The 22,698-nt window shown below is 52.7% G+C and carries 16 protein-coding genes; 12 read left to right on the top strand and 4 right to left on the bottom strand.

Annotation, left to right across the window (positions count from 1 at the left end):
* Positions 1 to 237 precede the first annotated feature (237 nt).
* The 6 genes from ACTHUT_RS02755 (at position 238) to ACTHUT_RS02730 (ending at position 8,360) form a co-directional block, all read left to right on the top strand.
* Positions 238 to 1,053 carry an RNA methyltransferase gene (locus ACTHUT_RS02755; protein ID WP_049329264.1) on the top strand — a complete coding sequence of 272 codons (816 nt, stop codon included), beginning with the start codon at positions 238 to 240 and terminating at the stop codon, positions 1,051 to 1,053.
* Positions 1,054 to 1,092: 39 nt separating this feature from the next.
* Positions 1,093 to 1,962, top strand: coding sequence for a DUF1853 family protein (locus ACTHUT_RS02750; protein WP_440385677.1), 870 nt, complete (start codon positions 1,093 to 1,095; stop codon positions 1,960 to 1,962).
* 36 nt (positions 1,963 to 1,998) lie between these two features.
* Complete coding sequence (locus ACTHUT_RS02745; RefSeq protein ID WP_440385676.1) at positions 1,999 to 3,258, top strand: RsmB/NOP family class I SAM-dependent RNA methyltransferase; 1,260 nt, start codon at positions 1,999 to 2,001, stop codon at positions 3,256 to 3,258.
* Positions 3,259 to 3,522: 264 nt separating this feature from the next.
* Positions 3,523 to 4,791 (top strand): TolC family protein, encoded by a 1,269-nt coding sequence (locus tag ACTHUT_RS02740; RefSeq protein ID WP_430225210.1) that lies wholly within the window; start codon positions 3,523 to 3,525, stop codon positions 4,789 to 4,791.
* A gap of 43 nt (positions 4,792 to 4,834) precedes the next feature.
* A complete protein-coding gene (locus ACTHUT_RS02735) occupies positions 4,835 to 7,042 on the top strand; it encodes a type I secretion system permease/ATPase (RefSeq protein WP_440385674.1) in 2,208 nt (735 codons plus the stop codon).
* An 88-nt stretch (positions 7,043 to 7,130) separates the two neighbouring features.
* Entirely contained in the window at positions 7,131 to 8,360 is a 1,230-nt protein-coding gene (locus ACTHUT_RS02730) for an HlyD family type I secretion periplasmic adaptor subunit (RefSeq protein ID WP_049323522.1), read from the top strand.
* Positions 8,361 to 8,444: 84 nt separating this feature from the next.
* Here ACTHUT_RS02730 and prfH read toward each other — a convergent pair whose 3' ends face one another.
* The 3 genes from prfH to pheA all read right to left on the bottom strand — a co-directional run bounded on the left by prfH (position 8,445) and on the right by pheA (position 11,705).
* A complete protein-coding gene (gene prfH, locus ACTHUT_RS02725) occupies positions 8,445 to 9,083 on the bottom strand; it encodes a peptide chain release factor H (protein WP_440385673.1) in 639 nt (212 codons plus the stop codon).
* A gap of 2 nt (positions 9,084 to 9,085) precedes the next feature.
* Positions 9,086 to 10,219 carry an RNA ligase RtcB family protein gene (locus tag ACTHUT_RS02720; RefSeq protein WP_440385672.1) on the bottom strand — a complete coding sequence of 378 codons (1,134 nt, stop codon included), beginning with the start codon at positions 10,217 to 10,219 and terminating at the stop codon, positions 9,086 to 9,088.
* Between the two features lie 397 nt (positions 10,220 to 10,616).
* Positions 10,617 to 11,705, bottom strand: a complete 1,089-nt coding sequence (gene pheA, locus ACTHUT_RS02715; protein WP_440385671.1) for a prephenate dehydratase — start codon at positions 11,703 to 11,705, stop codon at positions 10,617 to 10,619.
* A 171-nt stretch (positions 11,706 to 11,876) separates the two neighbouring features.
* Here pheA and tsaE point away from each other — a divergent pair, with 171 nt between their 5' ends.
* Positions 11,877 to 12,347, top strand: coding sequence for a tRNA (adenosine(37)-N6)-threonylcarbamoyltransferase complex ATPase subunit type 1 TsaE (tsaE, locus tag ACTHUT_RS02710; RefSeq protein WP_063076419.1), 471 nt, complete (start codon positions 11,877 to 11,879; stop codon positions 12,345 to 12,347).
* Positions 12,335 to 13,582, top strand: a complete 1,248-nt coding sequence (locus ACTHUT_RS02705) for an N-acetylmuramoyl-L-alanine amidase (RefSeq protein WP_440385670.1) — start codon at positions 12,335 to 12,337, stop codon at positions 13,580 to 13,582. The genes tsaE and ACTHUT_RS02705 overlap by 13 nt, the downstream gene beginning before the upstream one ends.
* A gap of 65 nt (positions 13,583 to 13,647) precedes the next feature.
* On the opposite strand, the gene ACTHUT_RS02700 is transcribed toward ACTHUT_RS02705, so the two are convergent.
* Positions 13,648 to 14,259: a DUF4230 domain-containing protein gene (locus tag ACTHUT_RS02700; RefSeq protein ID WP_188213678.1), complete on the bottom strand. Its 612-nt coding sequence runs from the start codon at positions 14,257 to 14,259 to the stop codon at positions 13,648 to 13,650.
* Between the two features lie 190 nt (positions 14,260 to 14,449).
* On the opposite strand from ACTHUT_RS02700, the gene ribBA reads away from it, so the two are divergent.
* From ribBA to ACTHUT_RS02680, 4 genes are all read left to right on the top strand, one after another.
* Positions 14,450 to 15,790, top strand: a complete 1,341-nt coding sequence (gene ribBA, locus ACTHUT_RS02695) for a bifunctional 3,4-dihydroxy-2-butanone-4-phosphate synthase/GTP cyclohydrolase II (protein ID WP_440385669.1) — start codon at positions 14,450 to 14,452, stop codon at positions 15,788 to 15,790.
* A gap of 254 nt (positions 15,791 to 16,044) precedes the next feature.
* On the top strand, positions 16,045 to 19,665 hold the full coding sequence (tdfG, locus tag ACTHUT_RS02690) for a TonB-dependent receptor TdfG (protein WP_440385668.1): 3,621 nt from the start codon (positions 16,045 to 16,047) through the stop codon (positions 19,663 to 19,665).
* Positions 19,666 to 19,945: 280 nt separating this feature from the next.
* Positions 19,946 to 20,872 carry a Slam-dependent surface lipoprotein gene (locus tag ACTHUT_RS02685; protein WP_440385667.1) on the top strand — a complete coding sequence of 309 codons (927 nt, stop codon included), beginning with the start codon at positions 19,946 to 19,948 and terminating at the stop codon, positions 20,870 to 20,872.
* A 218-nt stretch (positions 20,873 to 21,090) separates the two neighbouring features.
* Positions 21,091 to 22,584, top strand: a complete 1,494-nt coding sequence (locus ACTHUT_RS02680) for a surface lipoprotein assembly modifier (RefSeq protein WP_440385666.1) — start codon at positions 21,091 to 21,093, stop codon at positions 22,582 to 22,584.
* Positions 22,585 to 22,698 lie beyond the last annotated feature (114 nt).

Genomic DNA, 22,698 nt, shown 5'->3' with positions numbered 1-22,698 from the left:
CGAATCATCATTTGCCCTGCTTTACGGGCGGCTTTGAAAGCGGTATTTAAAAACGGATTCATGGTTTTCTTCCTAATTCAGGTAAAATACGCCCTAATGCGCCGAACAAGGCACACAAGAGGCTGTTAATCGTTTCCGATGCTGTTAAAGAACATTTCAGACGACATGGAAAAAGGCCGTCTGAAAACAAAAAGATGGCGCATTATACCTGATTCCCGTACAAACAGAAAATAAAACATGACTTCCGAAAAACCCGCCCTGCCCGCTTATCTGGACAACATCCGCATCATCCTCACGCGCACCAGCCATCCTTCCAATATTGGCTCCGCCGCGCGCGCCATGAAAACGATGGGCCTGCACAAACTGACCATCGTCGCCCCAAATCTGATGGCAACGCCGATGACGGAAAATCCGCCCGTGTTCGACCCGGAGCGTCCGCAATCGTTTAAATTACCGGAAGAAAGTTTCATCCTCGCTTCCGGCGCGGCAGACGTTTTGGAAAATGCCACCATTGCCGCTTCTTTGGACGAAGCCCTTGCCGACACCACCATCGCCTGCGCCCTGACCAGCCGCCGCCGCGAAATTACTGCGCCGCTGCAAACCCCGCGCGAGTTAGTACCCGAATTACTGCAGGCTGCCAACCGCGGCGAGAAAGTGGCGCTGGTCTTCGGCAACGAAACGTTCGGTTTGAGCATCGAAGAAGTCCAAGCCTGCAACCGACTGATGACCATCAACGGCAACCCCGACTATTTCTCGCTCAACCTCGCCCAAGCCGTGCAGGTCGTATGCTACGAAATCTTCAGCCAAACCGATTCGCCCATGACCCACCTTCAACAGGAAGACCACGCCGCGACCCACGAGCAAATTAAAGGCATGGTCGCCCACATGGAAAGCGTGATGAACGACATCGGCTTTTTCAACCGCCGCAACGGCGAGCGCCTGATGCGCCGAATGCAAAGCCTGTTCGGCCGCGCCAACACGCAAACCGAAGACATCGATATCCTGCGCGGTTTTTTCAATACCGTCAGCCACCGTATCCATAAAAAAGACTGATTAAGGCCGTCTGAAAACATTTCCAGCTTTTCAGACGGCATGACTGATATTCGGATAAGCATGAATTACGCCCTAGACGCATTATGGTGGAAACTCACCAGCCAACCCGTCCGTGACCTCGCCTCGCTGCTGACTGCGCCGCCTTTGTGGCAAAGCGGTTGCGAATTGAGCGTACGCGAATTATTGGGGGAACACGGTTTCCGTTACCTTTTGGCATTGGATGCCGATCCCGCGCCGCTGACGGATTACCTTGCCCAACGCGCCCCATTCGGACACCGTCTCGGCATTTATGCCGAAGAGCTGCTGGCTTTCTGGTTTGCCAACGCGCCGCACGCCAAACTGCACGCATACAATCTGCCCGTTTTTTCAGACGGCCAAACCTTAGGCGCCGCGGATTTTGTCGTTTCCCTCAACCAACAACCCTACCATATCGAGTTGGCGTGTAAATACTACGGCGGAGACCAAGTGCAAAACCTGCGCGGCCTCAATCCTAAAGACACGCTGACGGACAAAGCCGCCAAATTGGTGCAGCAATCCCAGCTGCTGCATACGCCGCAAGGCAAAGCAACCTTAGCTACACAAGGCCTGCCGGAAAATCCGCTCCCTGCTTCCATCGTGCGCGGTATCGGATTTTTTCCGCAAGGTTTCCATGCTTTTGAGCCGCCACTTAACCCATACGGCTGGCGCGGCATCTATATTCAAGATTGGGCGGAATACGGGTTTGAACGCCAAGAAGCCCGCTACCACCTGCTCGACCGCATGGCCTATCTCGCCCCTGCGCGAGTTGCCGAAACCGAAACATTGAACGCAACCGAAATCCGCCGTATCGACCAAGGCTTGATTGCCGTTTTGGAATTACGGCCGGACGGCTTTTGGCACGAAATCGAACGCATCATGAAGGCCGTCTGAAACCCTTTACTAACTTTAAGAGAAACCCATTACATCATGAACGCCGCACAACTCGACCACACCACCAAAGTTTTGGCTGAAATGCTGACTTTCAAACAGCCTGCCGACACCGTCCTCTCCGCCTATTTCCGCGAACACAAAAAACTCGGCCGCCAAGACCGCCACGAAATCGCCGAAACTGCCTTTGCCGCGCTGCGCCACTATCAAAAAATCAGCACCGCCCTGCGCCGTCCGCACGCTCAGCCGCGCAAAGCCGCTCTTGCCGCGCTGGTTCTCGGCAGAAGCACCAACATCAGCCAAATCAAAGACCTGCTTGATGAAGAAGAAACAGCGTTCCTCGGCAATTTGAAAGCCCGTAAAACCGAGTTTTCAGACGGCCTGAATACCGCCGCAGAATTGCCGCAATGGCTGGTGGAACAACTGCAACAGCATTGGAGCGAAGAAGAAATTCTCGCCTTCGGCCGCAGCATCAACCAACCTGCCCCGCTCGACATCCGCGTCAATACTTTGAAAGGCAAACGAGATAAAGTATTGCCATTGTTACAGGCTGAAAGTGCCGATGCAGAGGCAACGCCTTATTCGCCTTGGGGCATCCGCCTGAAAAATAAAATCGCGCTTAACAAACACGATCTGTTTTTAGACGGCACGCTGGAAGTCCAAGACGAAGGCAGCCAGCTGCTTGCCTTATTGGTGGGCGCAAAACGCGGCGAAATCATTGTCGATTTCTGTGCCGGCGCCGGCGGCAAAACCTTGGCTGTCGGCGCGCAAATGGCCAACAAAGGCCGAATCTACGCCTTCGACATCGCCGAAAAACGCCTTGCCAACCTCAAACCGCGCATGACCCGCGCCGGACTGACCAATATCCACCCCGAACGCATCAGCAGCGAACACGATACCCGTATCGCCCGACTGGCAGGTAAAGCAGACCGCGTGTTGGTGGACGCACCCTGCTCCGGTTTGGGTACTTTACGCCGCAACCCCGACCTCAAATACCGCCAATCCGCCGAGACCGTGGCCAACCTTTTGGAACAGCAACACAGCGTCCTCGATGCCGCATCCAAACTGGTAAAACCGCAAGGCCGCTTGGTGTACGCCACCTGCAGCGTATTGCCGGAAGAAAACGAGCAGCAGGTCGAACGTTTCCTGTCCGAACATCCCGAATTTGAACTCGTCAACTGCGCCGAACTGCTGCAAAGCCTGAAGGTTGATTTGGATACCGGAAAATACCTGCGCCTCAACTCCGGAGAACACCAAACCGACGGCTTCTTTGCCGCTGTATTGCAACGCAAGGATTAAGGTTGAAAAAGGCCGTCTGAATTCCTTTCAGACGGCCTTATCGATAGATTTCTTACATTAAAACCATAAATTACGATAGTCGCGCTTTGCAATAATATACTTTGAGGCCTGTATCTCGACCTTTTATCAGAATATTGTGAAAAGCCGGAAAAAATGCTTTATGCTTTGTAAATGTATGTGTTCTCGTTCAAAATTCGCCCGGCCATGCCTCAAGCGATACCCGATACGGACAACGATAATATATAAATCATTTGGTTAAAAATCATGTCGCATATTTATTCTTCCCCCACAAAGCCCCGTTTATTGTCATCGGCCGTTGCCGTCGCCTGCTGTCTGCTGCCGTTTCAGACGGCCTCTGCATACAGCCTGCAAGACATCCTCAGGGATGCTTTAATCAGCGACCCGATTGTGCGTGAAGCCAAGGCTACCCAAGAAGCGGCGCAAAGCACGACCAAAGCCACGCGTGCGCGCCATTACCCCGTTGTTACCCTGACCGGCACGAAAGTGCTGGCACAACACAATAAATACACCAGCAACGATATGGAAGACGGCGTCGGCGTACGCGGCAGCCTGAACATCTATTCATGGGGCGCGATTGAAGCCGCCGTCCGCCGCGACCGCAGCCGCGAAGAATACTATCAACACAAATACACCGAAAGCCAAGAGCAGCTGGGAAGCGATATCGGCCGCCTCTATCTGAGCGCATTGCGTGCAAAAGAAACCCTGATTCTCAACGAGCAGACTTTGGCGCGCCACAACAACCTCTTAAAAGACTTAAATACCATCGTCAAATATGATGCCGGCCGCCGTTCCGAGTTGATTGAAGCACGCGCGCGCCAATTACAAGTGGCCAACATCATTGCCCAACAACGCCGCACCATGGATTTGGCGCTGAGCCGCCTATCCCGCTACACCTCGCGCCAACTGACTGCCAACGATTTGGAAGATCCGTTTAAAAACGACACGGCAAAATCCATCAGCGAACGCTTCAGCAACCCCAACCGCAATAATAATCCGTCCTATCAGGCACAATTGGCCGAACGCGACAGCGTCCGTGCCGATTTGGACGCCTCCAAAGCCGAACGTCTGCCTGCCCTCAATTTGGAAGGCAGTGCAACGCGCAATACCAAACAGCTTTATTTAAATGTTGCATGGAATGTGCTAGATATTGCCGCACGACACAATGTAGAGCGCAATGCCAAATCATTGATTGCCGCAGAAGCCAAATCCGAACAAATCCTGCGCGACATGAACGAACGCGTCCAAACGTCGGCCATCGATATGCAGGAAAGCGAACAGCGTGCCGCCCTGACAGCGCAACACATCGCCGCCCAGAAAGAAGTCATCAAAGTGTACGAATTGCAGTTTAAAATCGCCCGACGCACGCTGACCGACGTTTTGAGCGCATACAGCGAGTTATCCTCCATCGAACAGGATTACGTTGCCGCCCGCAACGATTTCCGCGATGCGGCGCTCGACTATTTAAATACCCAGGCCAAAATCTCCGCTTGGGTCGGTTTGGCGCAAAAATAAAGCCATATCCGCCGGTTAAACCAAAAACATTACGCGAAAAAATATGAAAGCCATCATTGAACACATCGTTTTAGTGACCCGTCTTTTGGGTGCGCCCGTATCCGAAGCCGCTTTGTCCGCCGAAGTCGTGCGCGACAAAAAGCTCAAGGTCAACTATCACTCGCTGGTCGAAGTCCTGCGCAGCCACGGCTTTGAAAACACCTTGTCCAAACGCAATTTAGAAGACATCCCCTCGCTCGCCGTGCCGGTCATGATTATCCTGCACAACGAAGAGGCCGCGGTCGTCACCAAAATCGAAGGCTCCGGCCAAGAGCGCAAATACCATATCCGCCAGGTTGACGGTTTGGAACAGGAACTCAGCCACGAGCAGCTCTCCGGCCTGTATTTAGGCTACTGCTGGTTTATCAAACCCAAAATGGCTACCGATATGCGCTCGGAGCTGCCTGAATACCATTTGCCCAAAGCATGGTTTTGGAAAGTCATTTGGCGATTCCGCAGCTACTACTACCAAGTCATCTTGGCCACCATCATCATTAACTTCCTTGCGCTCGTCAGCTCCCTGTATGTGATGAACGTGTACGACCGCGTGATTCCCAACCAAGCCTATGAAACCTTGTGGGTATTGAGTATCGGCGTGGTCTTGGCGATTTTGTTTGAGTTTGCCGCCAAGATGATTCGCGGCCACTTGACCGATATTGCCGGTAAAAAAGCCGACCTGATCATCAGCTCCGCTTTATTCCGCCGCGTGATGGCATTGCGCCTGGCAGACCGTCCCGCTTCCTCCGGTTCATACGCCAGCAACCTGCGCGAATTTGAAGCCGTGCGCGAGTTCATGACCAGTGCCAGCTTGTTGACCATTGTCGACTTGCCTTTCCTGTTGCTGTTTATCTTCGTAATTTCCATGGTCGGCGGCAAACTGGCACTCGTTCCCCTAACCATCATTCCGATTGTCGTGATTGTCGGTTTTGTCGTACAACGCCCGCTCTCTCGCCACATCAACGAATCGATGAAAGAAGGTTCGCAACGCTCCGGCCTTGCCGTTGAAGCCATCGAAGGCATCGAAACCCTGAAAACCAACAACGCCACATCTTGGGCGCAACAACGCTGGGACGAATACACCGCCAAAACTTCCGCTTCCTCCATCAAAGTCAAAGACACCAGCAACTTCATGGTCAACTTTGCCGTTGCCATGCAGCAGCTCAATACCGTCTTCTTGGTCGTAGTCGGTACCTATCTGATTCATGCCGAAAACCATGCGGAACGCATTACCATGGGTGCATTGATTGCCTCCGTGATTCTGTCCGGCCGCGCTTTGGCGCCGTTGGCACAAATCGCCGGTTTGGCGACCCGCTTCCAACAGGCCAAACTTGCCCTCAAAGGCGTAAACGATATCGTTACCCGCCCTATCGAGCGCAATCCGGAACGCAAATACATTACTTTGGACAACGTTCAAGGCAATATTACCTTTGAAAACGTATCGTTCAAATATCAAGCCGACAACAACAGCGCCGTCGAAGATTTGCGCCTGACCATCAAACCGGGTGAAAAAGTCGGTATTTTGGGCCGTATCGGCAGCGGTAAAAGCACCATGCTCAAACTGGCCAGCGGCCTGTACGATACCGAAAAAGGCAACGTTACCCTTGACGGCGTCGATATGCGCCAGCTTGACCCCAACTTCCTGCGCGACCAAGTCCTACTGCTGAGCCAATCGCCACGCCTGTTCCTCGGTACATTGCGCGAAAACATGGACTTGGCGCGTACCGGCAGCTACTCTACCGACCAAGACCTGCTGATTGCGCTCAACCGCTTCGGCCTCGACAAAATCATCCGCAACCATCCGCGCGGTTTGGATATGCCTTTAGGTGAAGACGGTTTGGGCTTGTCCGGCGGTCAAAAACAAATCATCGCCCTGGCACGCATGACCTTGCGCAATCCGAAAGTCGTCCTGCTGGACGAGCCGACCACCAGCCTGGACCAGGCTACCGAACGCATGGCGCTCAATGCCATCGCCCAATGGGGTCGCAACCGCACCATGCTTTTGGTAACCCACCGTCCGCAAGTGCTGCAAATCGTCAACCGCATCATTGTCATGGACAATGGTAAAGTCGTGATGGACGGCCCGCGCGACCTGGTATTGCAAAAACTCATGCAAAACGAACAGGCCAAAGCAGCCAACGTCAAACAACAGCAACAAGCTGTCAACGCCAAACAGCAACAACAAGCCGCCGCCCCTCAATCGGCAGCACAATAAAGCAAAAGGCCGTCTGAAACCTGCTTACCCTTTCAGACGGCCTGCCCTAATGGTTAAAATCCACCAAACACAATAAAGACACACGATTATGAGCCGCGAAAACAACGTCAAATCCAAAGACCTACACCTCATCAACGACCTCAACGCCGCCCTTCAAAAAGAAAAGCACAGCGGTCAATTTTGGGTCATTATCCTATTCTTCCTTTTCCTGGTTGTCTTCGTCGTCTGGGCATACAACAGTCCTGTCGAAGAAGTGACCCGCGGCAACGGCAATATCATTCCCAGCAGCCGTGAGCAAGTAATCCAAAGCCTCGACCCCGGCATCGTAACCGAAATCATGGTTAAAGAAGGCGATATGGTCGAGAAAGATCAGATTCTGATGAAACTCGACGACACGCGCAGCTCTGCTGTTTTGCGTGAAAGCGAAGCCAAAGTCGAAAACCTCGAAGCCACTGTTGCCCGCTTGAAAGCCGAAGCCTACGGCACCAAGCTCTCCTTCCCTGACAGCGTGGGTCCCGAGCTTCGCCGTCGCGAAATCGCCGCCTACAAAGCACGCCGTCAAGCCATGACCGACGCCGTCAGCGGCCTTTCCCAAAGCAAGGCTGCGCTTGACCGCGAAATCGCCATTACCGCCCCCATGGTTGCTGAAGGCGTGGTTTCCGAAGTCGAACTCTTAAGAATGCGCCGTGAGTCTGCCGACTTGGCCACCCAAATTTCCGAGCGCCGCAACCGCTACAAAGCTGATGCCAACAACGAACTTTTGCAAGCCGAATCCGAGCTGGCGCAATCCAAAGAAAACGTTGCCATGCGCGCAGACCCGGTTGAACGCTCGCAAATCCGCGCCCCTATGCGCGGCATCGTCAAAGGCATAAAAGTCACCACCATCGGCGGCGTTGTGAACGCAGGCGAAGACATTATGCAAATCGTCCCGGTTGACGACAAACTGCTGGTCGAAGCCTATATCCGTCCGCAAGACATTGCCTTTATCCGCGCAGGCCAACCTGCATTGGTTAAAGTCAGCGCATACGACTACTCCATCTACGGCGGTTTGGAAGGCAAAGTTACCCTCGTCGGTGCCGATACCGTCAGCAATTCCATGCAAAACCGTGCCAACGACTTGAAACTTGACCCGAACCAAGTCTATTACCGCGTTCTCGTCCAAACCGAAAACAATTCCCTGAAAGACAAAAACGGCAAACCTATGCCGATTATTCCGGGCATGGTGGCAACGGTGGACATCAAAACTGGTGAAAAAACCATCTTCCAATACCTGATCAAACCGATTACGCGCATGAAACAAGCGTTAAGCGAACGCTAATCGATAAACCAATAAAAGGCCGTCTGAAAATTTTCAGACGGCCTTTGATTTATGTTTTAAATACCTCCTTATCCGGCAGGCAAATTACTTTTCCTTAAAAGCAGTACCGACAAACGTTCTTTTCGGATTGCCGCGCTCAACTTGATAGAGTTGCGCGTGTTGCTCCTGCACAAAACTTCCAGCCTGTCCGGCATGATGCTCCGCCAGCTTTTGCGCCAATAACATTACCGCCAATTTTTTATTGGCATGCTGGCTGCGTTCGCTCTCGACCCGCACGGAAATGCCGCTTTCTTTATGGGTAGCGCGGACGGCACTCTCGGTTTTATTGACGTGTTGCCCGCCTTTACCGCCCGAACGGCAGGTTTGAAACTCGATTCCGTTTTCAGACGGCATTTCATACGTCTGTGGCATATCGGGCAAACGGAAAACGCCTATATACCAATTTTTGCGCGGATGTTTCGGGCGGACGGGGCTGGGGCATATCCATTGGAGCGTCCCCTGCCAAGTTTGCGCTAGGCTTTCGGCTTTTTGCCCTGCCAACTTGAGCGTCGCCGACAAAATGCCGTGCTTATCGGCGGTTTCGTTAACAAGTTCGGCATCAATGCCTTTGGCTTGGGCTTCGGCAAGCAGCTTGCCCAAGACGAAACGGGCAAATATACGGCACTCTGCCGGCCCTTGCGCGGTGGAAATTTGCAGATAAACCGCTGGTGTATTCTGTTTCATCTTTACGCTCCACACTCACCGCCGGTTTTATAGGTCAAAACAGGTTTAAACCGCGCAACCAATTCAATCAAACCTGCATTTTTCATGGCGGCAATAACGCTGTCGATGCTTTTATAAGCCTGCGGTGCTTCTTCAAAAATCAGGGCCTTATCCTGACAAACGACTACGCTGCCAAACTCGGTCTGGCGCAGGCTGTCGGCAGTATATTTGTGCGACAGCCTGCCTTTGCATTCGCCGCGCTGCCATTTCCGACCTGCGCCGTGAGCCAAGGTATTCAACGAAATTTGGCAATCTTCGGCAGGTCGGACCAGATAGCTGTAATCGCCACGCGAGCCGGGTATCATGACCAAGCCTTTATCGGTGGGCGTTGCGCCTTTTCGGTGCAGCCAACCGGTTATGCCGTCAATCTCGGTTTGCTCCAAAAAATTATGGTGGACATCGAGCAGGCATGTTCCTTCTGCGCGCCACCGGTCGAGCATTCTGGCCGCAATCAAACGGCGGTTAAGGCTGGCAAATTCAAGGGCTGTTTGGTGTTCGGCAAGATAGGCCGCCGCCGCTTCGCCCTCTTCCGCCAAACCTTGATGCCCGAAGGCGGCAATATGGCGTTGCAAAATCTGCTGGCCCAATCCGCGCGAACCGCTATGCACCAACAGTTGCAGATGGTTTTCATCAAAATCTATCGGGAGCAGATCGGCGCGATAAACGGTGTCAACGGTTTGCAACTCGGCAAAATGGTTGCCGCCGCCAATCGTACCTACAGCAAGGCCGTCTGAAAATTGGCGCATATCGACAGCGTAGCCTAATAAATCGACCTGTTCGTCTTTGTCTAGCGGCGTATCGATGTTACCGAGCTGTTTGGCGAGTTTGGCCGGTTTGAGTTTGGCTGCGCGTAAATTGGTCTGCCAAAACGCCATGCCGCAACCGATGTCGTTCCCAATCAGGGCAGGATAAAAATGACGGTCGCTGAAAAATGCCGCACCAACCGGATAACCGCGCCCTGCGTGTAAATCCGGCATTCCGGCAACGCGCAACATATGCGGTAATCGGGCGGTGGTTTCAAGCTGTGCGACAGCATTGCCTTCAATCCATGTATTTGAATCGGCAATAATTTGAATATGATGGGGATAATTGCCCATGTGTTTATGCTTTCTTTAAAACGGATAGAAACCGTCAGCAGATGACAATAAATAGCCACCGTCTGAGAAATGTTCAGACGGCCTGGTTTCTAGCCGATAATCGTAGGGAAAGCAGCCCGAAGCGGGCGACATGGAATGCGAAAAGCGTTATCCGAAAATCAGACCGACGCTTGGGCTGCAAAGAATGTGATTGAGCGGATTGAAGTATTGCGTGTCATGGCTTGCTCCTTTCTTTGCATGAAAATATTAAAAACGTTCGGATTATAGAGGGTTCATTTCCAATCATGCAAACTTACTGACATCAATCTGCCAATAATGTTGCATAAATGGCAACTATTAAGAACATGATTTAGGCCGTCTGAAAACTTTTCAGACGGCCTTTGATACCCAATAATTCTTACAAAACAACGGTCGGATAAGAGCCGACAACTTTCACGAAGGAAGCGCGTTCGCCCAAAAGCTGCAAGGCTTTTTGGACATTTTCATCGCTTTGATGGCCTTCAATATCGATGAAGAACAGGTATTCCCACAAAACCGATTTGCTTGGGCGGCTTTCAAATTTGGTCATGGAAATGCCCAACTCGGTGAAAGGTTGCAACAAAGAAGTAACGGCACCGGCACGGTTGGGTGCGGAGACGACCAAAGAGGTTTTATCGTTGCCGCTGCGGCCGGTTTCTTGATGGCCCATCACCAAGAAGCGCGTGGTGTTGTTCGGCTCATCTTCGATACACTCGGCGGCAAAACTCAACTGATAAATTTCCGCGGCGATACGTCCAGCAATGGCGGCCACATTCGGGCTGTCAGACTCGGCAACCAAACGCGCCGCTTCGGCATTGCTGGCTACGGCGATACGCTCGGCATTAGGCAGGTTGCGGCCGAGCCAGTCGTTGCATTGCGCCAAGGCTTGGGCATGGGCGAAAACTTTGGTAATGCCGCCGCTTTCGTGGCTGTCTTTACGCAGCAGGTTGTGATGGATGCGGACAACCACTTCGCCGCAGGCTTTCAACGCGGTTACGGCCAGCAAGTCCAAAGTACGGCCCACCGAGCCTTCAGTCGAATTTTCGACCGGTGCCACCAAATAATCGGCTTGGCGCGTTTCAACTTGTTTGAAGCAGTTGTCGATGGTGGTACACGCCATGGTGTGTGCGGCGTGGCCGAAATGTTTGATGGCGGCTTGCTGGGTAAATGTCCCCTTCGGGCCCAAATAGGCAATCGTCAGCGGACGCTCCACTGCCAAACATTCGCTCATGATCTCACGAAACAGCCGGGTAACCGATTCGTCCGGTAAAGGGCCGCGGTTCAAATCCTGAATCCGGCGCAAAACGGCCACTTCCCGTTCAGGACGGTACACCGCGCCTGTCCCTTTCAATTCGCCGATAGCATGCGCATGACCGGCGCGCTCGTTGAGCAAACGGAGGATTTCCGCATCGATGCTGTCGATGGCATTGCGGTGCGGCAATAATTGTTCGTCTATGGATAAAGGCATAAGCTGTCTCGCAATTTTGTGGGGGATATTTTGATTTTAACATTAAAGGCCGTCTGAATTCCGTTTTCAGACGACCTCAACACTATCTTTATCTAACTTTATCGTCTATCAGGTTTGCAAACGCCGCCAATTCCATCATAATTAAGCCTTTTGAACGACAAGGCCTATTCCATGCACTCAAACGGACTGTACACCCGTTTTCTACCCGATGAAGAAGCAACCCTGAAACTGGGTGAAGAATGGAGCAAGCAGCTTTCCGCTCCGCTGACCATCTATCTTGAAGGCGGGCTGGGTGCAGGCAAAACCACGCTGACACGCGGGATTTTGCGCGGACTGGGGCATACGGGCGCAGTCAAAAGCCCGACTTACACCATTGTCGAATCTTATCCGCTGGATACATTCACCCTCCACCATTTCGACCTCTACCGCTTTACCATGCCCGAGGAATGGGAAGATGCCGGTTTGGACGAATTGTTTGCGCCCGACAGCATCTGCCTCATCGAATGGCCGCAGCAAGGCGGGGAATTCACACCTCCGGCAGACATTACCATTACATTGACGTACACCGATAAGGGCAGAACCTGCACCTTTTCCGCCCATACAAACCAAGGCCGAAAAAGTTTAGAATCATGGTCAAATTAACTAGAAGACACATTCTCCGTCAAGGCACAGGACTATTTCTCACCCTCACGCCCGTGGGGGCCGCATTGGCCAAACCGGCCTCTCCTGCGCAATTCCTTGCCGTCCGCATTTGGCCGGCGCACGCCTACACACGCGTTACCCTTGAGAGCAACCACCCGATGAAATACCAACATTTTATGTTGGACAACCCCAGCCGGTTGGTCGTGGATATCCAAGGTGCGGAAATCAACAGCGTCCTACAAGGCATTTCCAGCAAAGTGCTGTCTGACGACCCTTTCATCCGCAGCATCCGCGCCGGTCAAAATACGCCCAATACCGTGCGTATCGTCATCGACCTCAAACAAAGCACCCATCCGCAAGTCTTTGCGCTCACCCCTGTCGGCAACTTCAGAAACCGCTTGGTTATCGACCTCTATCCGCACGGCGCAGATGCCAACGACCCGATGATGGCCTTGCTCAACGGCAGCGTCCCCAAACAACGTCCCAATACCAACACCGCATACGACACCCCCGCCCCTAAAAGCAACCGCGGCAGCGGCGGCAACCGCCGTCCCGTGATTATGATCGATCCCGGCCACGGCGGCGAAGACCCCGGTGCCATCGGACCGAGCGGCCTCAAAGAGAAAAACGTCGTACTCTCCATCGCACGCGAAACCAAAAAACGCCTCGAAGCCTTGGGTTACAACGTATTCATGACGCGCAACGAAGACATCTTCATTCCCTTGGGCATCCGCGTCGCCAAAGGCCGCGCGCGCAATGCCGACGTATTTGTTTCCATTCACGCCGATGCCTTTACCAGCCCGTCCGCACGCGGTACCGGCGTGTACATGCTCAATACCAAAGGCGCGACCAGCTCGGCGGCAAAATTCCTGGCCCAAACCCAAAACAACGCCGACGCCATCGGCGGTATTCAGACCAGTGGCAACCACAACGTCGACAACACGATTTTAGACATGACCCAAACCGCAACCCTGCGCGACAGCCGCAAACTCGGACATTTGGTGCTGACCGAATTGGGTAAGCTCAACCAACTGCACAAAGGCCGCGTTGACGAAGCCAACTTTGCCGTCCTCCGCGCGCCGGATGTTCCGTCCATTTTGGTGGAAACCGCCTTCCTCTCCAACCCTACCGAAGAGCGGCTGCTCGGCAGTGAATCATTCCGCCAACAATGTGCCCAAGCCATTGCAACAGGCATTCAAAAATACATCAATACCGCCGTTTTACGCCGCGGATAATGGCTTGATGAAACAAAGGCCGTCTGAAAAATTTTCAGACGGCCTTATCTTTGCAAGCAATCTATTTAACCGCACTTCCCTACCGCAGCCGGATAGACGGATACCTTCGTCTGCGTCAATGCAAACAAGTTTTCCAACTGCATTTGCGCCTGACGGTTGGCATGTTCCAAAATCTCAGCCTTACACGCGCTTTGCAACACCTGCCGTCTTGCCTCTTCCTGCACCGTCTTAAATACCGACTTATCCATAGGCAGCAAATTAAACGAGCCGGTCTGAATATCGTACACTTCGATATTTTCCAAATCCACGCTCAAAATTTCCACCGCCGGCAGGCTGATTAAGACCTTGTCGTCCACAATATTGACATTGTCCGCGCCTAATTTGTCCAAGTCCAAACCGGCCAACACCTTACCGCGCACAATAAAAATACCGCTTTGCGAATCCTGCCACAGCCTGCGCCAATCCCCTTTTTTCTCCGTACGGATAATCGTATCGATATAAAATGCCGTACTTTCCAAGCGGTTCATCTGCTTAATCTGCATCAAAACCCCTTCGCGGGACAAAACCTGATGTTCTTCGTTCTGACCATGCAGAGCATAAAACCAGCCGCCCGCAGCAGTCAGCGCACACAACACCAGCACGGCCAATCCGCGCCCAAACATTTTCATTTCAAACATCCCCCGTTAAAATAATCATCAAAACATTCCCCATATTCTCCCAAAACCATCAATTTCAAGCCATATTCAGGCCGTCTGAAACAATAAATTTCATTACCAAAAAGTAATAAAAAAATCCCCGCAAACAAAGTTTGCCTTTTGGTAAAGACAAGACTACAATCCATTACACACAATTCAACTTCATCCCATCATGAATACCACCGACCTGCGCCGCCTCAACCTGCGGCAATGGATAACACAACACCACAACGGCCAGCAAACCAAGTTTGCCCAAGCCATCGCCATCAACCAAGGCGAGCTGTCCGCCCTGCTGAAAAACAAATCTTTCGGCGAGAAAAAAGCCCGAAAAATCGAGCAGGCAGCCAATATGCCCGACATGTGGCTGGATCAAGACCATCAAGACCGCCACGCCCCCACCATCAGCCAAGAAAGAAATACCATGTCCCACATCTCCACCATCCCCGAAATCCTAGCAGACATCAAAGCCGGCAAAATGGTCATCATCACCGATGCCGAAGACCGCGAAAACGAAGGCGACTTGCTGATGGCCGCCCAATTCGTTACCCCCGAAGCCATCAACTTCATGATCAAAAACGCACGCGGCCTGGTCTGCCTGCCGATGGACGGCGAAATGGTAGAAAAACTCGGCCTGCCCATGATGACCCAGAAAAACGGCGCACAATACGGCACCAACTTTACTGTCTCCATCGAAGCCGCCCACGGCATCACCACCGGCATTTCCGCCGCCGACCGCGCCCTGACCATTCAAACCGCTGTTTCCCCATCCGCCAAACCCGAAGACATCGTCCAACCCGGCCACATCTTCCCACTGCGCGCCCAAAAAGGCGGCGTACTCGTCCGCGCCGGACACACAGAAGCCGGCGTCGATCTGGCACAAATGAACGGCCTGATTCCCGCCGCCGTCATCTGCGAAATCATCAACGACGACGGCACCATGGCGCGTATGCCCGAGCTGATGAAATTCGCCGAAGAACACAACCTCAAAATTGGCACCATTGCCGACCTCATCGAATACCGCAGCCGTACCGAAAGCCTGCTTGAAGACATGGGCAACGCGCCCGTACAAACCCCGTGGGGCGAGTTCCAACAACACGTTTACGTTGACAAACTCTCCGGTGAAACCCACCTTGCCCTTGTCAAAGGCACACCTTCCGCCGAAGAAGAAACCCTCGTCCGCGTCCACGAGCCCTTCAGCGTCATGGACTTCATCCAAACCAACCCGCGCCACTCATGGTCGCTGCCCAAAGCCCTTGAGCGCATCCAACAAGCCGAAAGCGGCGTCGTCATCCTCCTGCACCGCACCGAAGACGGCGCCACCCTGCTCGACCGCACCCTGCCCAAAGGCGCCAACCAAGCCTACAAATGGGATAGCAAAAGCTACGGCATAGGCGCACAAATCCTCGCCGGCCTCAACGTCAAAAAACTGCGCGTCCTCGGCCAACCGTCATCCTTCACCGGCCTCACCGGCTTCGGCCTCGAAGTCGTCGGCTTTGAAGAAGCTGAAAAATAATCTTGCTTGATTGATGCTCAAAACAAATGAAACAAAAGGCCGTCTGAAAGGTTTCAGACGGCCTTTTCATATCTCTATTTATCTGAATATGATCCAAATAAAATCACAATAAAAAAGACTATTTATTAGATTATTTCAATAATAATAAGAATAATCAATTATTAGATAAATATTAATAATATTTAAAAATTTTATATTTTTCATATAAAAGAGTATTTTAACCTCTTATATTAAGTTCTTAACAAAGAGAAACTATGTCTGCTTTTACTCCCAAACCCAAAATAATCATTCTCAGCCTTGCCAGCGCATTCAGTACATTAACCGTTGCTAATGTCATCGAAACCTCAGCTCAACCCGAACAATACCAAGAATTGGATACCGTTGTTGTCAGTGGCAAACGTACCAACGACCAAAAAGGCGCGGACGATGTGTATTACAAAAACGTTTCCAACGCCTACGTCGGCAAAGAATACCTCGAACGCTACCGCGTCCAATCCGCCGGCGACGTACTCAAAGGCTTAAACGGCGTGTACAACATGAACACCCGCACCGCTGGCGGCGCGATTACGCCTAATATACGCGGAATCACCGGCAAAGGCCGTATTCCCGTAACGCTGGACGGCACGGAGCAAACGGTCGATGTCTGGCTCAACAACTACGGCGTGGGCGACCGCAACTACCTCGACCCCGCCCTGTTCCGCAGCATCGCGGTGGAAAAAAGCCCCGCCCTCACGCGCGGCGTGAAATCGGGCGTCGGCGGCGCGATGTCCATCCGCACCATCGAACCTTCCGACATCATCCCCGAAGGAAGAAACTGGGGAATCGAAGTCAAAACCGAATTTTCCGGCAACACCGTGGCGCAGAAAAACGACTTGCGCCAATTCTTAGGCCGCGACTACCGCACCCTCTCGCCCATAGGCGCGACGGCGGACGGTACACCGGGTATGGCGGACGTGCTGACCGGCTATACCGGCAAACCCTCCCCCACCGCCCTGTTGTTGGACGAAGGCATAGCCGACACGAAATTCTCGGGCGGCAAAAGCCACACCAACTTCAAAGACGACAGGCAGCTGATGCTGTCCGCCGCCTTTAAAACCGACATTACAGACGGCCTTGCCGCATACAGCCACCGTCAAAAGGGCAACTACTACGCGGGCAAACGTGGCTATCAAAGCTACCTCAACAACCCCATTTACGGTGCGGATGCCTGTTACGACCAGTATCCCGATAAATCGCAACGGGAAAAAGACATACTCTGCAAATCTTCCGCCAGCCTGGTGCCGAATATGGCCATCCTGTTCAGGCCGGGCGAAGAAATCATGAACAGCCACACCGACACCAAAACCCTGCTGCTGAAAAATAACTGGTATTTGCCGGGCAATCAGAAAATCAGCCTGCAATATATGGACAACAAAATCGGCTTCGGTGAAATCAACCCCCTGATAACGGCATGGATACTCGGTTTCAGCGAACAATCCCTAAATGACCCCGCGCAGCAGGCACCAGGGATAGGGACGAAAATCGACAGTAAAACCTACAAAATCGGCTACGAATGGAAGCCGCAGGACAACAAGTGGATAGATTTTCAGGCCGATATGTGGCGGGTGAAGACCGACAGCAACCGCCATCAGAGCGGCGGCCCCGTCGTCGGCGTAACCACGCCCGACATGGACTACGACATCTGGTACTGGTGCAACATACGCAAACGGCAGTCTCCCGGTCTTAGAACGGAAAGTTGCGAAGACGCGATGACGTGGAACGCCTACGGTTCGGCACGAACCCATGAAGAAGTGCTGCGCATGATAGAAGACACGCCCGACAAAATCGCCCGCAGGCTGGCCCAGTACGATGAAAACAACCGTGCGATTACCGACCGCTGGATGGGGCATACGGGCGGCTACTACGCCATTACGCCCGCCGATAAAAATGTGATGACCGACCAGACCAACCATCTGGGCAGGCTGATGAACCTGGCCGAACTGAAGCAAAAGCTGAATCAGGAACGCTACTACATCGAACATCCCGACCGCATCATCATTCCCGGCGCGCGGCAGCGTACCGACGTCGTCCGCAACGGCTTCAACCTCAGCAACCGCTTCCGCCTTTCCGACAAACTCAGCCTCACCCTTGCCGCCGACTACCAGCGCGAAACACTGGAAGAACGCACCGACATCGCTAACAGCGCCGACCTGATGAACACGTTCGGCGTACTGACCCGCATGGCAGCCTTGGGCGGCCCGCAGTCGGCGAAAAAGCGCGAATGGGGCGCGAACCTGGTCTTCGACTGGAAACCGACTTCCCGCCTGAACATACAGGCGGGCGTGCGCTATCAGAACTTTAAAGGACGCAATATCGAACTGGCGCGGCAGCGTGCCGCACGCAACCCTTGGTATCAGTACGGCCTGGGTTCGGACAGCTATGTTACCGGCCTGATGATGCCTTATTACGAATTGGCGGATGAAGAAGATATTGCCAGCCAGCGGCGGATGGAGCAGCTTTATGACCCTGATAGAATCGGGGGACAGGTTGAAGAATATCAAAGGCTCAACCGCCGCTTTAAGGAAAAAAACGGCTATGACTACCGTCCGGGCGATACATTCGTCTCGGGAACACGGCTTTACAGCAAAGCCGACGGCAGCCTGTTTCAAAGTTACCAAGCGGATAAAAACAACGGTGTACTCTACGTCCTGCGCCGCAAGCAAATTATCCCAATGGTCGCGGGCAAATTTGATCACGGCAAAGTGCAGATTACGCCGGAAATGTACCGCGAAAGGGTAAACAATCCGCAGGGAAAAAGCGGCAGCTACCGTCGCTATATCCCAGGATCGCATATTTACATGACCGACCCGGTACGCGAAGAAATGGAACGTATGGCCAATGAAAACCAAATTCCGTCAAAAGAAGACAATAATCAGGTACTGAAATATGGCAGCGATTACAATCGTACCGCTTGGATCCGGCATCAATTCGGCGAAGCCGACCGCTGGCGCATGCCGCAGGAACAGCGCGCGCATTCCTGGGCGCCCATGCTGTCGGTCAGCTACGATCTTGCCGACAACCACCGCCTCTTCGCCCGCTATGCCCGCATGAGCCGCTTCCCCAGCCTTTACGAACTGACCGCCGCCACCGGCAGCGGCGGTCTGTACGGCAGCGAGACCGTGGCCGAATACAGCCTGAAGCCGGAAAAAAGCACCAACTGGGAAGTCGGCTACAACTTCAATTTCGCCCCGCATTTCGCCAAGCTGCGCCAAGGCGATATCCGCCTCACCTACTACAGCAACAAAATCAAAAACCAAATCGACACCTCGAATATGGACGGCGGCATGATCCAATACGACAAGGCAATCAGCAAGGGGCTAGAACTGCAAAGCCGCCTCGACAGCGGCCGCTTCTTTGCCTCCTTCGGCGGCACTTACCGCTTGAAACATATGGTGTGCGACAAGGGCATCGCCTTCAAATTCGACTATTACCTGCAACGCGTACCCGAATGCCTTGAAGGCGGCTTCGGCCTCAGCCGCTTCTTCCAGTCCTTGCAGCCGAAATATTCGCTTACCCTCGATGTCGGCACGCGCTTCTTCAACGAAAGACTGGAATTGGGCATGCGCGCCATCCATCACAGCAAGGCGGAACGGAAAAACTACGACAAGCTGATTGCCGACGGCGCAGGGCAGGTGTATGAGCGCAACGGCAAACCCTACGGCTGGCACGCCGCCACCCTGCTTGATGCCTATGCCCGCTACCGCATAGGGAAACATATAGACTTGAACTTCGGAGTAACAAACCTCGCCAACCGCTACTACTTAGACCCCATGTCCAGCACTCCTGTCCCCGGCCCGGGCAGGACAGTTACCTTCGGCATCAAGGGTAGGTTTTAAGGCTTGACTGTATCCTATGTAGCCGACGGGCAGGAATCTGCCCGTCGGCTACAACCTGTTACCGTTACTATAATTTTTGTATTTCTTAGATGATAATGCAATGATATTAAAAATAAAATATTAACAAATGCAATCCGCACTTTACATTTGATAATGAGTTTTAATTAGATTTATATTTTTATTTATATTAATATGCGCCCTATCGGTAACACCCGATACACCTTGCCGCTCGAGACAAAACAGCGGTATCCACCATATCTTTTCTTTAAAAGGAAAAATCATGAAAGTATCACAATTAGCCCTCGCTGTCCTTTTGACTGCAACCTTCAGCTCTGCTTATGCAGTTAATGTGGAAGGTGGTTCAAGCAAACTGAACTTAATCGAACCCAAAACATCCGATTCCCTGCCCTTTGGTTCGGGTGCTGCCGGCATCAAAGTCAGCACAGGCAATGGCTTATCCAATTCTATCAACCTCCAAGCTGGTCCCGCGCAACGCATCCGCACCAAATACGGCAACGCACCCATCAACGGCGGCAATCAGAACGCCAATGTAAACGGTGCGGCCAATCCGAGATACCTCACCCCAGGTGATGTCAATCCCGTATTGGGCTGGTTCAGCTCGAAAAAACTCGGACAAGTTTGGTATGAAAAACGCGCCAACAACACCGAGGTGTTCAGCGTACGCCAAATGGCTGACCCGCTGTTGCCGATTGCACCGAAATTCGGCGGCATGACCTTTGCCAAAGTGCCGACTGCGGCAACCAACGTCTTCTTCGGCGAATGGGCACCGCGCAAAGGCAACAGCAATCAGATTGCCAACAGCACGGATTTGAATATGAACGACGGCAACCGCACGGTTTGGTTCGTGGGTGAGAATCCGACAGCTAATATGCCGAAACTGGTCAATGCGAAATACAATGTATTAGGTATTAACAAGCATACTCCAGGGAAAAATGATTTCTATACCGGCGTACTGACCGCCAACTATGGAACAGGTAAAAATGAACTGGCCGGCACTATTTCCCGCGCCGGAGACAGCATCAATTTTGCCAATACCAAAATCGAAAGCAGCGGTAAATTTGATAACCATAAAAATACCGAGCATATTACCGGACGCTTCTATGGTAGCGGAGCGGAAGCCTTGGCAGGTATCGTGGATCGTGCAGGCGCAGATAAAGACGTAGCCTTCGGCGGCGCGAAAAAATAACCTTGCCTGCTTATGCGATTAGGGAATGCCGGTGTTTTCGGCGTTTGGCCGTCCATTCCCGCAATCAGGAAAACCGCCGTTTTTTAACCGCAGCCGCAGTAGGCATAAATATACTGCGGCTGACCTGTTTTCGAAGTGCCGTGCAAACCTGCATTGCCTTGCGGAATTTCTGTTTTTACTTCTTTCAGACAGCCTCTCCGCCCAAAGGACCCCATCCCATGAAATACCACTTCTGCCTGCTTTTTCTACCGCTCTGTACGGTCTGCCTTGCCGCTCCGTCCAACGATGCCGCAGATGAACGCCGCCGCCTGCTGGATGAGAGCAGCCGCCAAACGCAGCAATATCGAGAAAGTGACTGGCTGGACACGGAACAGGCACACGGGGAAGTGGGAGAAAACGACAGCTACATCATGATAGACGGTACAGTCTACCAAGTCGGCGATACGGCGGAAGAACTGGAAAGTGCGATTTACCACGCCCTCAACGCGCGGCAGTGGCACAAGGTGCGACAGTTTGCCGCCCGCTATGCCAAACTGCCGCAGCACAAACCCGCGCTGATTCATTTGGCCGATGCGCTGCAAAAACGGGCCGAAGGAGATTCTCGCGCGGCGGGGAACAGTTTTCAGACGGCCTTGGAAGCCGAACCCGACAACCCACGCCTGCTGCTCGAAGCGGGGCGGTTTTATGCCGAAGACAACCAAAACAAAGAGTCCGCCGCCGCATTTGAAAAAGTTCTGAAAACAGATATTCCTGCTGAAACCCGCCCCATCGTGGAACACTACCTATCCGAACTGGGCAAACGCCGCCGCTGGCACGGCCAAATCAGCCTCGGCTACGGCTACAATAGCAATGTAAACCAAGGCAACGGCATCAGCCAATGCGTGTGGGAAATCGCGGGCATATGCCTGATGGAGCGCACCCTGCCTGCGCCAACGGATTCGACCTTCTCATCCTATAGCGCAACCGCCGAAAGAACCGTCCCGCTCAAAGGGCATCACGGTGTACAGGTGCGCGGTGTCCTGTACGGCAACCGCTACACGGAAAAAGACAAAGATTCGGCGGCCATGCCGGATTACGGCTATCACAATGGTTCGCTGTATGCGGGATATGCCTATGCCGACGCACGCTCCTCCTTTTCCCTGCTGCCCTATTTCGAATACGACTTCCGCAACCGCCACACCCACTACCGCGCATGGGGTGCGGATGTCAACTGGTCACGCACACTCTCCCCTCGCTGGCGCATTAACTCACATGCCGGAGCAAAAAAGACCGGATACGGCGGACAAAACAAAGATTATTTTGCCGACTATAAGCAATACGAACTAGGCGTAGGGGCAGAATTTTCTTTCACACCCCAAAGCGGCCTGTTCGCCAACTTTGATGCAACACGCAAAGCCTATCCCGAAAAATCTTCTTCCAGCAAGGAATATACGACACGGCTGGGAGTGTATAGTTTTTTTTCAAGCGGTACTTACCTCAACACCATCCTGCTTCACCGCCGCAGTCTTTATGACGCAGCAAGTTTTGTCAGCGACAACAGACGGCGGCGCGACAATCAATACATCATGATAGCCGCTGCAGGCTTTCCTCAGTGGAACCTTAAAGGTGTGTATCCTGAATTTCGTTTCAGACGCTCAATCTCCCATAGCAATACAGTACATTACCGATACCGTCAGAATGAATGGCTACTAAATTTTAAATACCGATTTTAAATTGAGTCATTTAGAAATACGCTAAAACAGTAATAAATATAACCATACTGTTTTACTCGTTTCTATCTCATGCCGTCTGAAAAAAAGCCGATACACCTTTCCGATGTATCGGCT

It is taken from the genome of Neisseria sp. P0022.S010 (assembly GCF_051956635.1).
This window is presented reverse-complemented; position numbering and strand designations above follow the sequence as displayed.

Excerpts from the sequence above, each read along its gene's own strand:
- ribBA (WP_440385669.1), top strand. The coding sequence starts at position 14,450 with ATGAATACCACCGACCTGCGCCGCCTCAACCTGCGGCAATGGATAACA.
- ACTHUT_RS02730 (WP_049323522.1), top strand. The coding sequence starts at position 7,131 with ATGAGCCGCGAAAACAACGTCAAATCCAAAGACCTACACCTCATCAAC.
- tdfG (WP_440385668.1), top strand. The coding sequence starts at position 16,045 with ATGTCTGCTTTTACTCCCAAACCCAAAATAATCATTCTCAGCCTTGCC.
- ACTHUT_RS02720 (WP_440385672.1), bottom strand. The coding sequence starts at position 10,219 with ATGGGCAATTATCCCCATCATATTCAAATTATTGCCGATTCAAATACA.
- pheA (WP_440385671.1), bottom strand. The coding sequence starts at position 11,705 with ATGCCTTTATCCATAGACGAACAATTATTGCCGCACCGCAATGCCATC.
- ACTHUT_RS02680 (WP_440385666.1), top strand. The coding sequence starts at position 21,091 with ATGAAATACCACTTCTGCCTGCTTTTTCTACCGCTCTGTACGGTCTGC.
- ACTHUT_RS02745 (WP_440385676.1), top strand. The coding sequence starts at position 1,999 with ATGAACGCCGCACAACTCGACCACACCACCAAAGTTTTGGCTGAAATG.
- prfH (WP_440385673.1), bottom strand. The coding sequence starts at position 9,083 with ATGAAACAGAATACACCAGCGGTTTATCTGCAAATTTCCACCGCGCAA.
- tsaE (WP_063076419.1), top strand. The coding sequence starts at position 11,877 with ATGCACTCAAACGGACTGTACACCCGTTTTCTACCCGATGAAGAAGCA.
- ACTHUT_RS02750 (WP_440385677.1), top strand. The coding sequence starts at position 1,093 with ATGACTGATATTCGGATAAGCATGAATTACGCCCTAGACGCATTATGG.
- ACTHUT_RS02735 (WP_440385674.1), top strand. The coding sequence starts at position 4,835 with ATGAAAGCCATCATTGAACACATCGTTTTAGTGACCCGTCTTTTGGGT.
- ACTHUT_RS02700 (WP_188213678.1), bottom strand. The coding sequence starts at position 14,259 with ATGTTTGAAATGAAAATGTTTGGGCGCGGATTGGCCGTGCTGGTGTTG.
- ACTHUT_RS02740 (WP_430225210.1), top strand. The coding sequence starts at position 3,523 with ATGTCGCATATTTATTCTTCCCCCACAAAGCCCCGTTTATTGTCATCG.
- ACTHUT_RS02685 (WP_440385667.1), top strand. The coding sequence starts at position 19,946 with ATGAAAGTATCACAATTAGCCCTCGCTGTCCTTTTGACTGCAACCTTC.
- ACTHUT_RS02755 (WP_049329264.1), top strand. The coding sequence starts at position 238 with ATGACTTCCGAAAAACCCGCCCTGCCCGCTTATCTGGACAACATCCGC.
- ACTHUT_RS02705 (WP_440385670.1), top strand. The coding sequence starts at position 12,335 with ATGGTCAAATTAACTAGAAGACACATTCTCCGTCAAGGCACAGGACTA.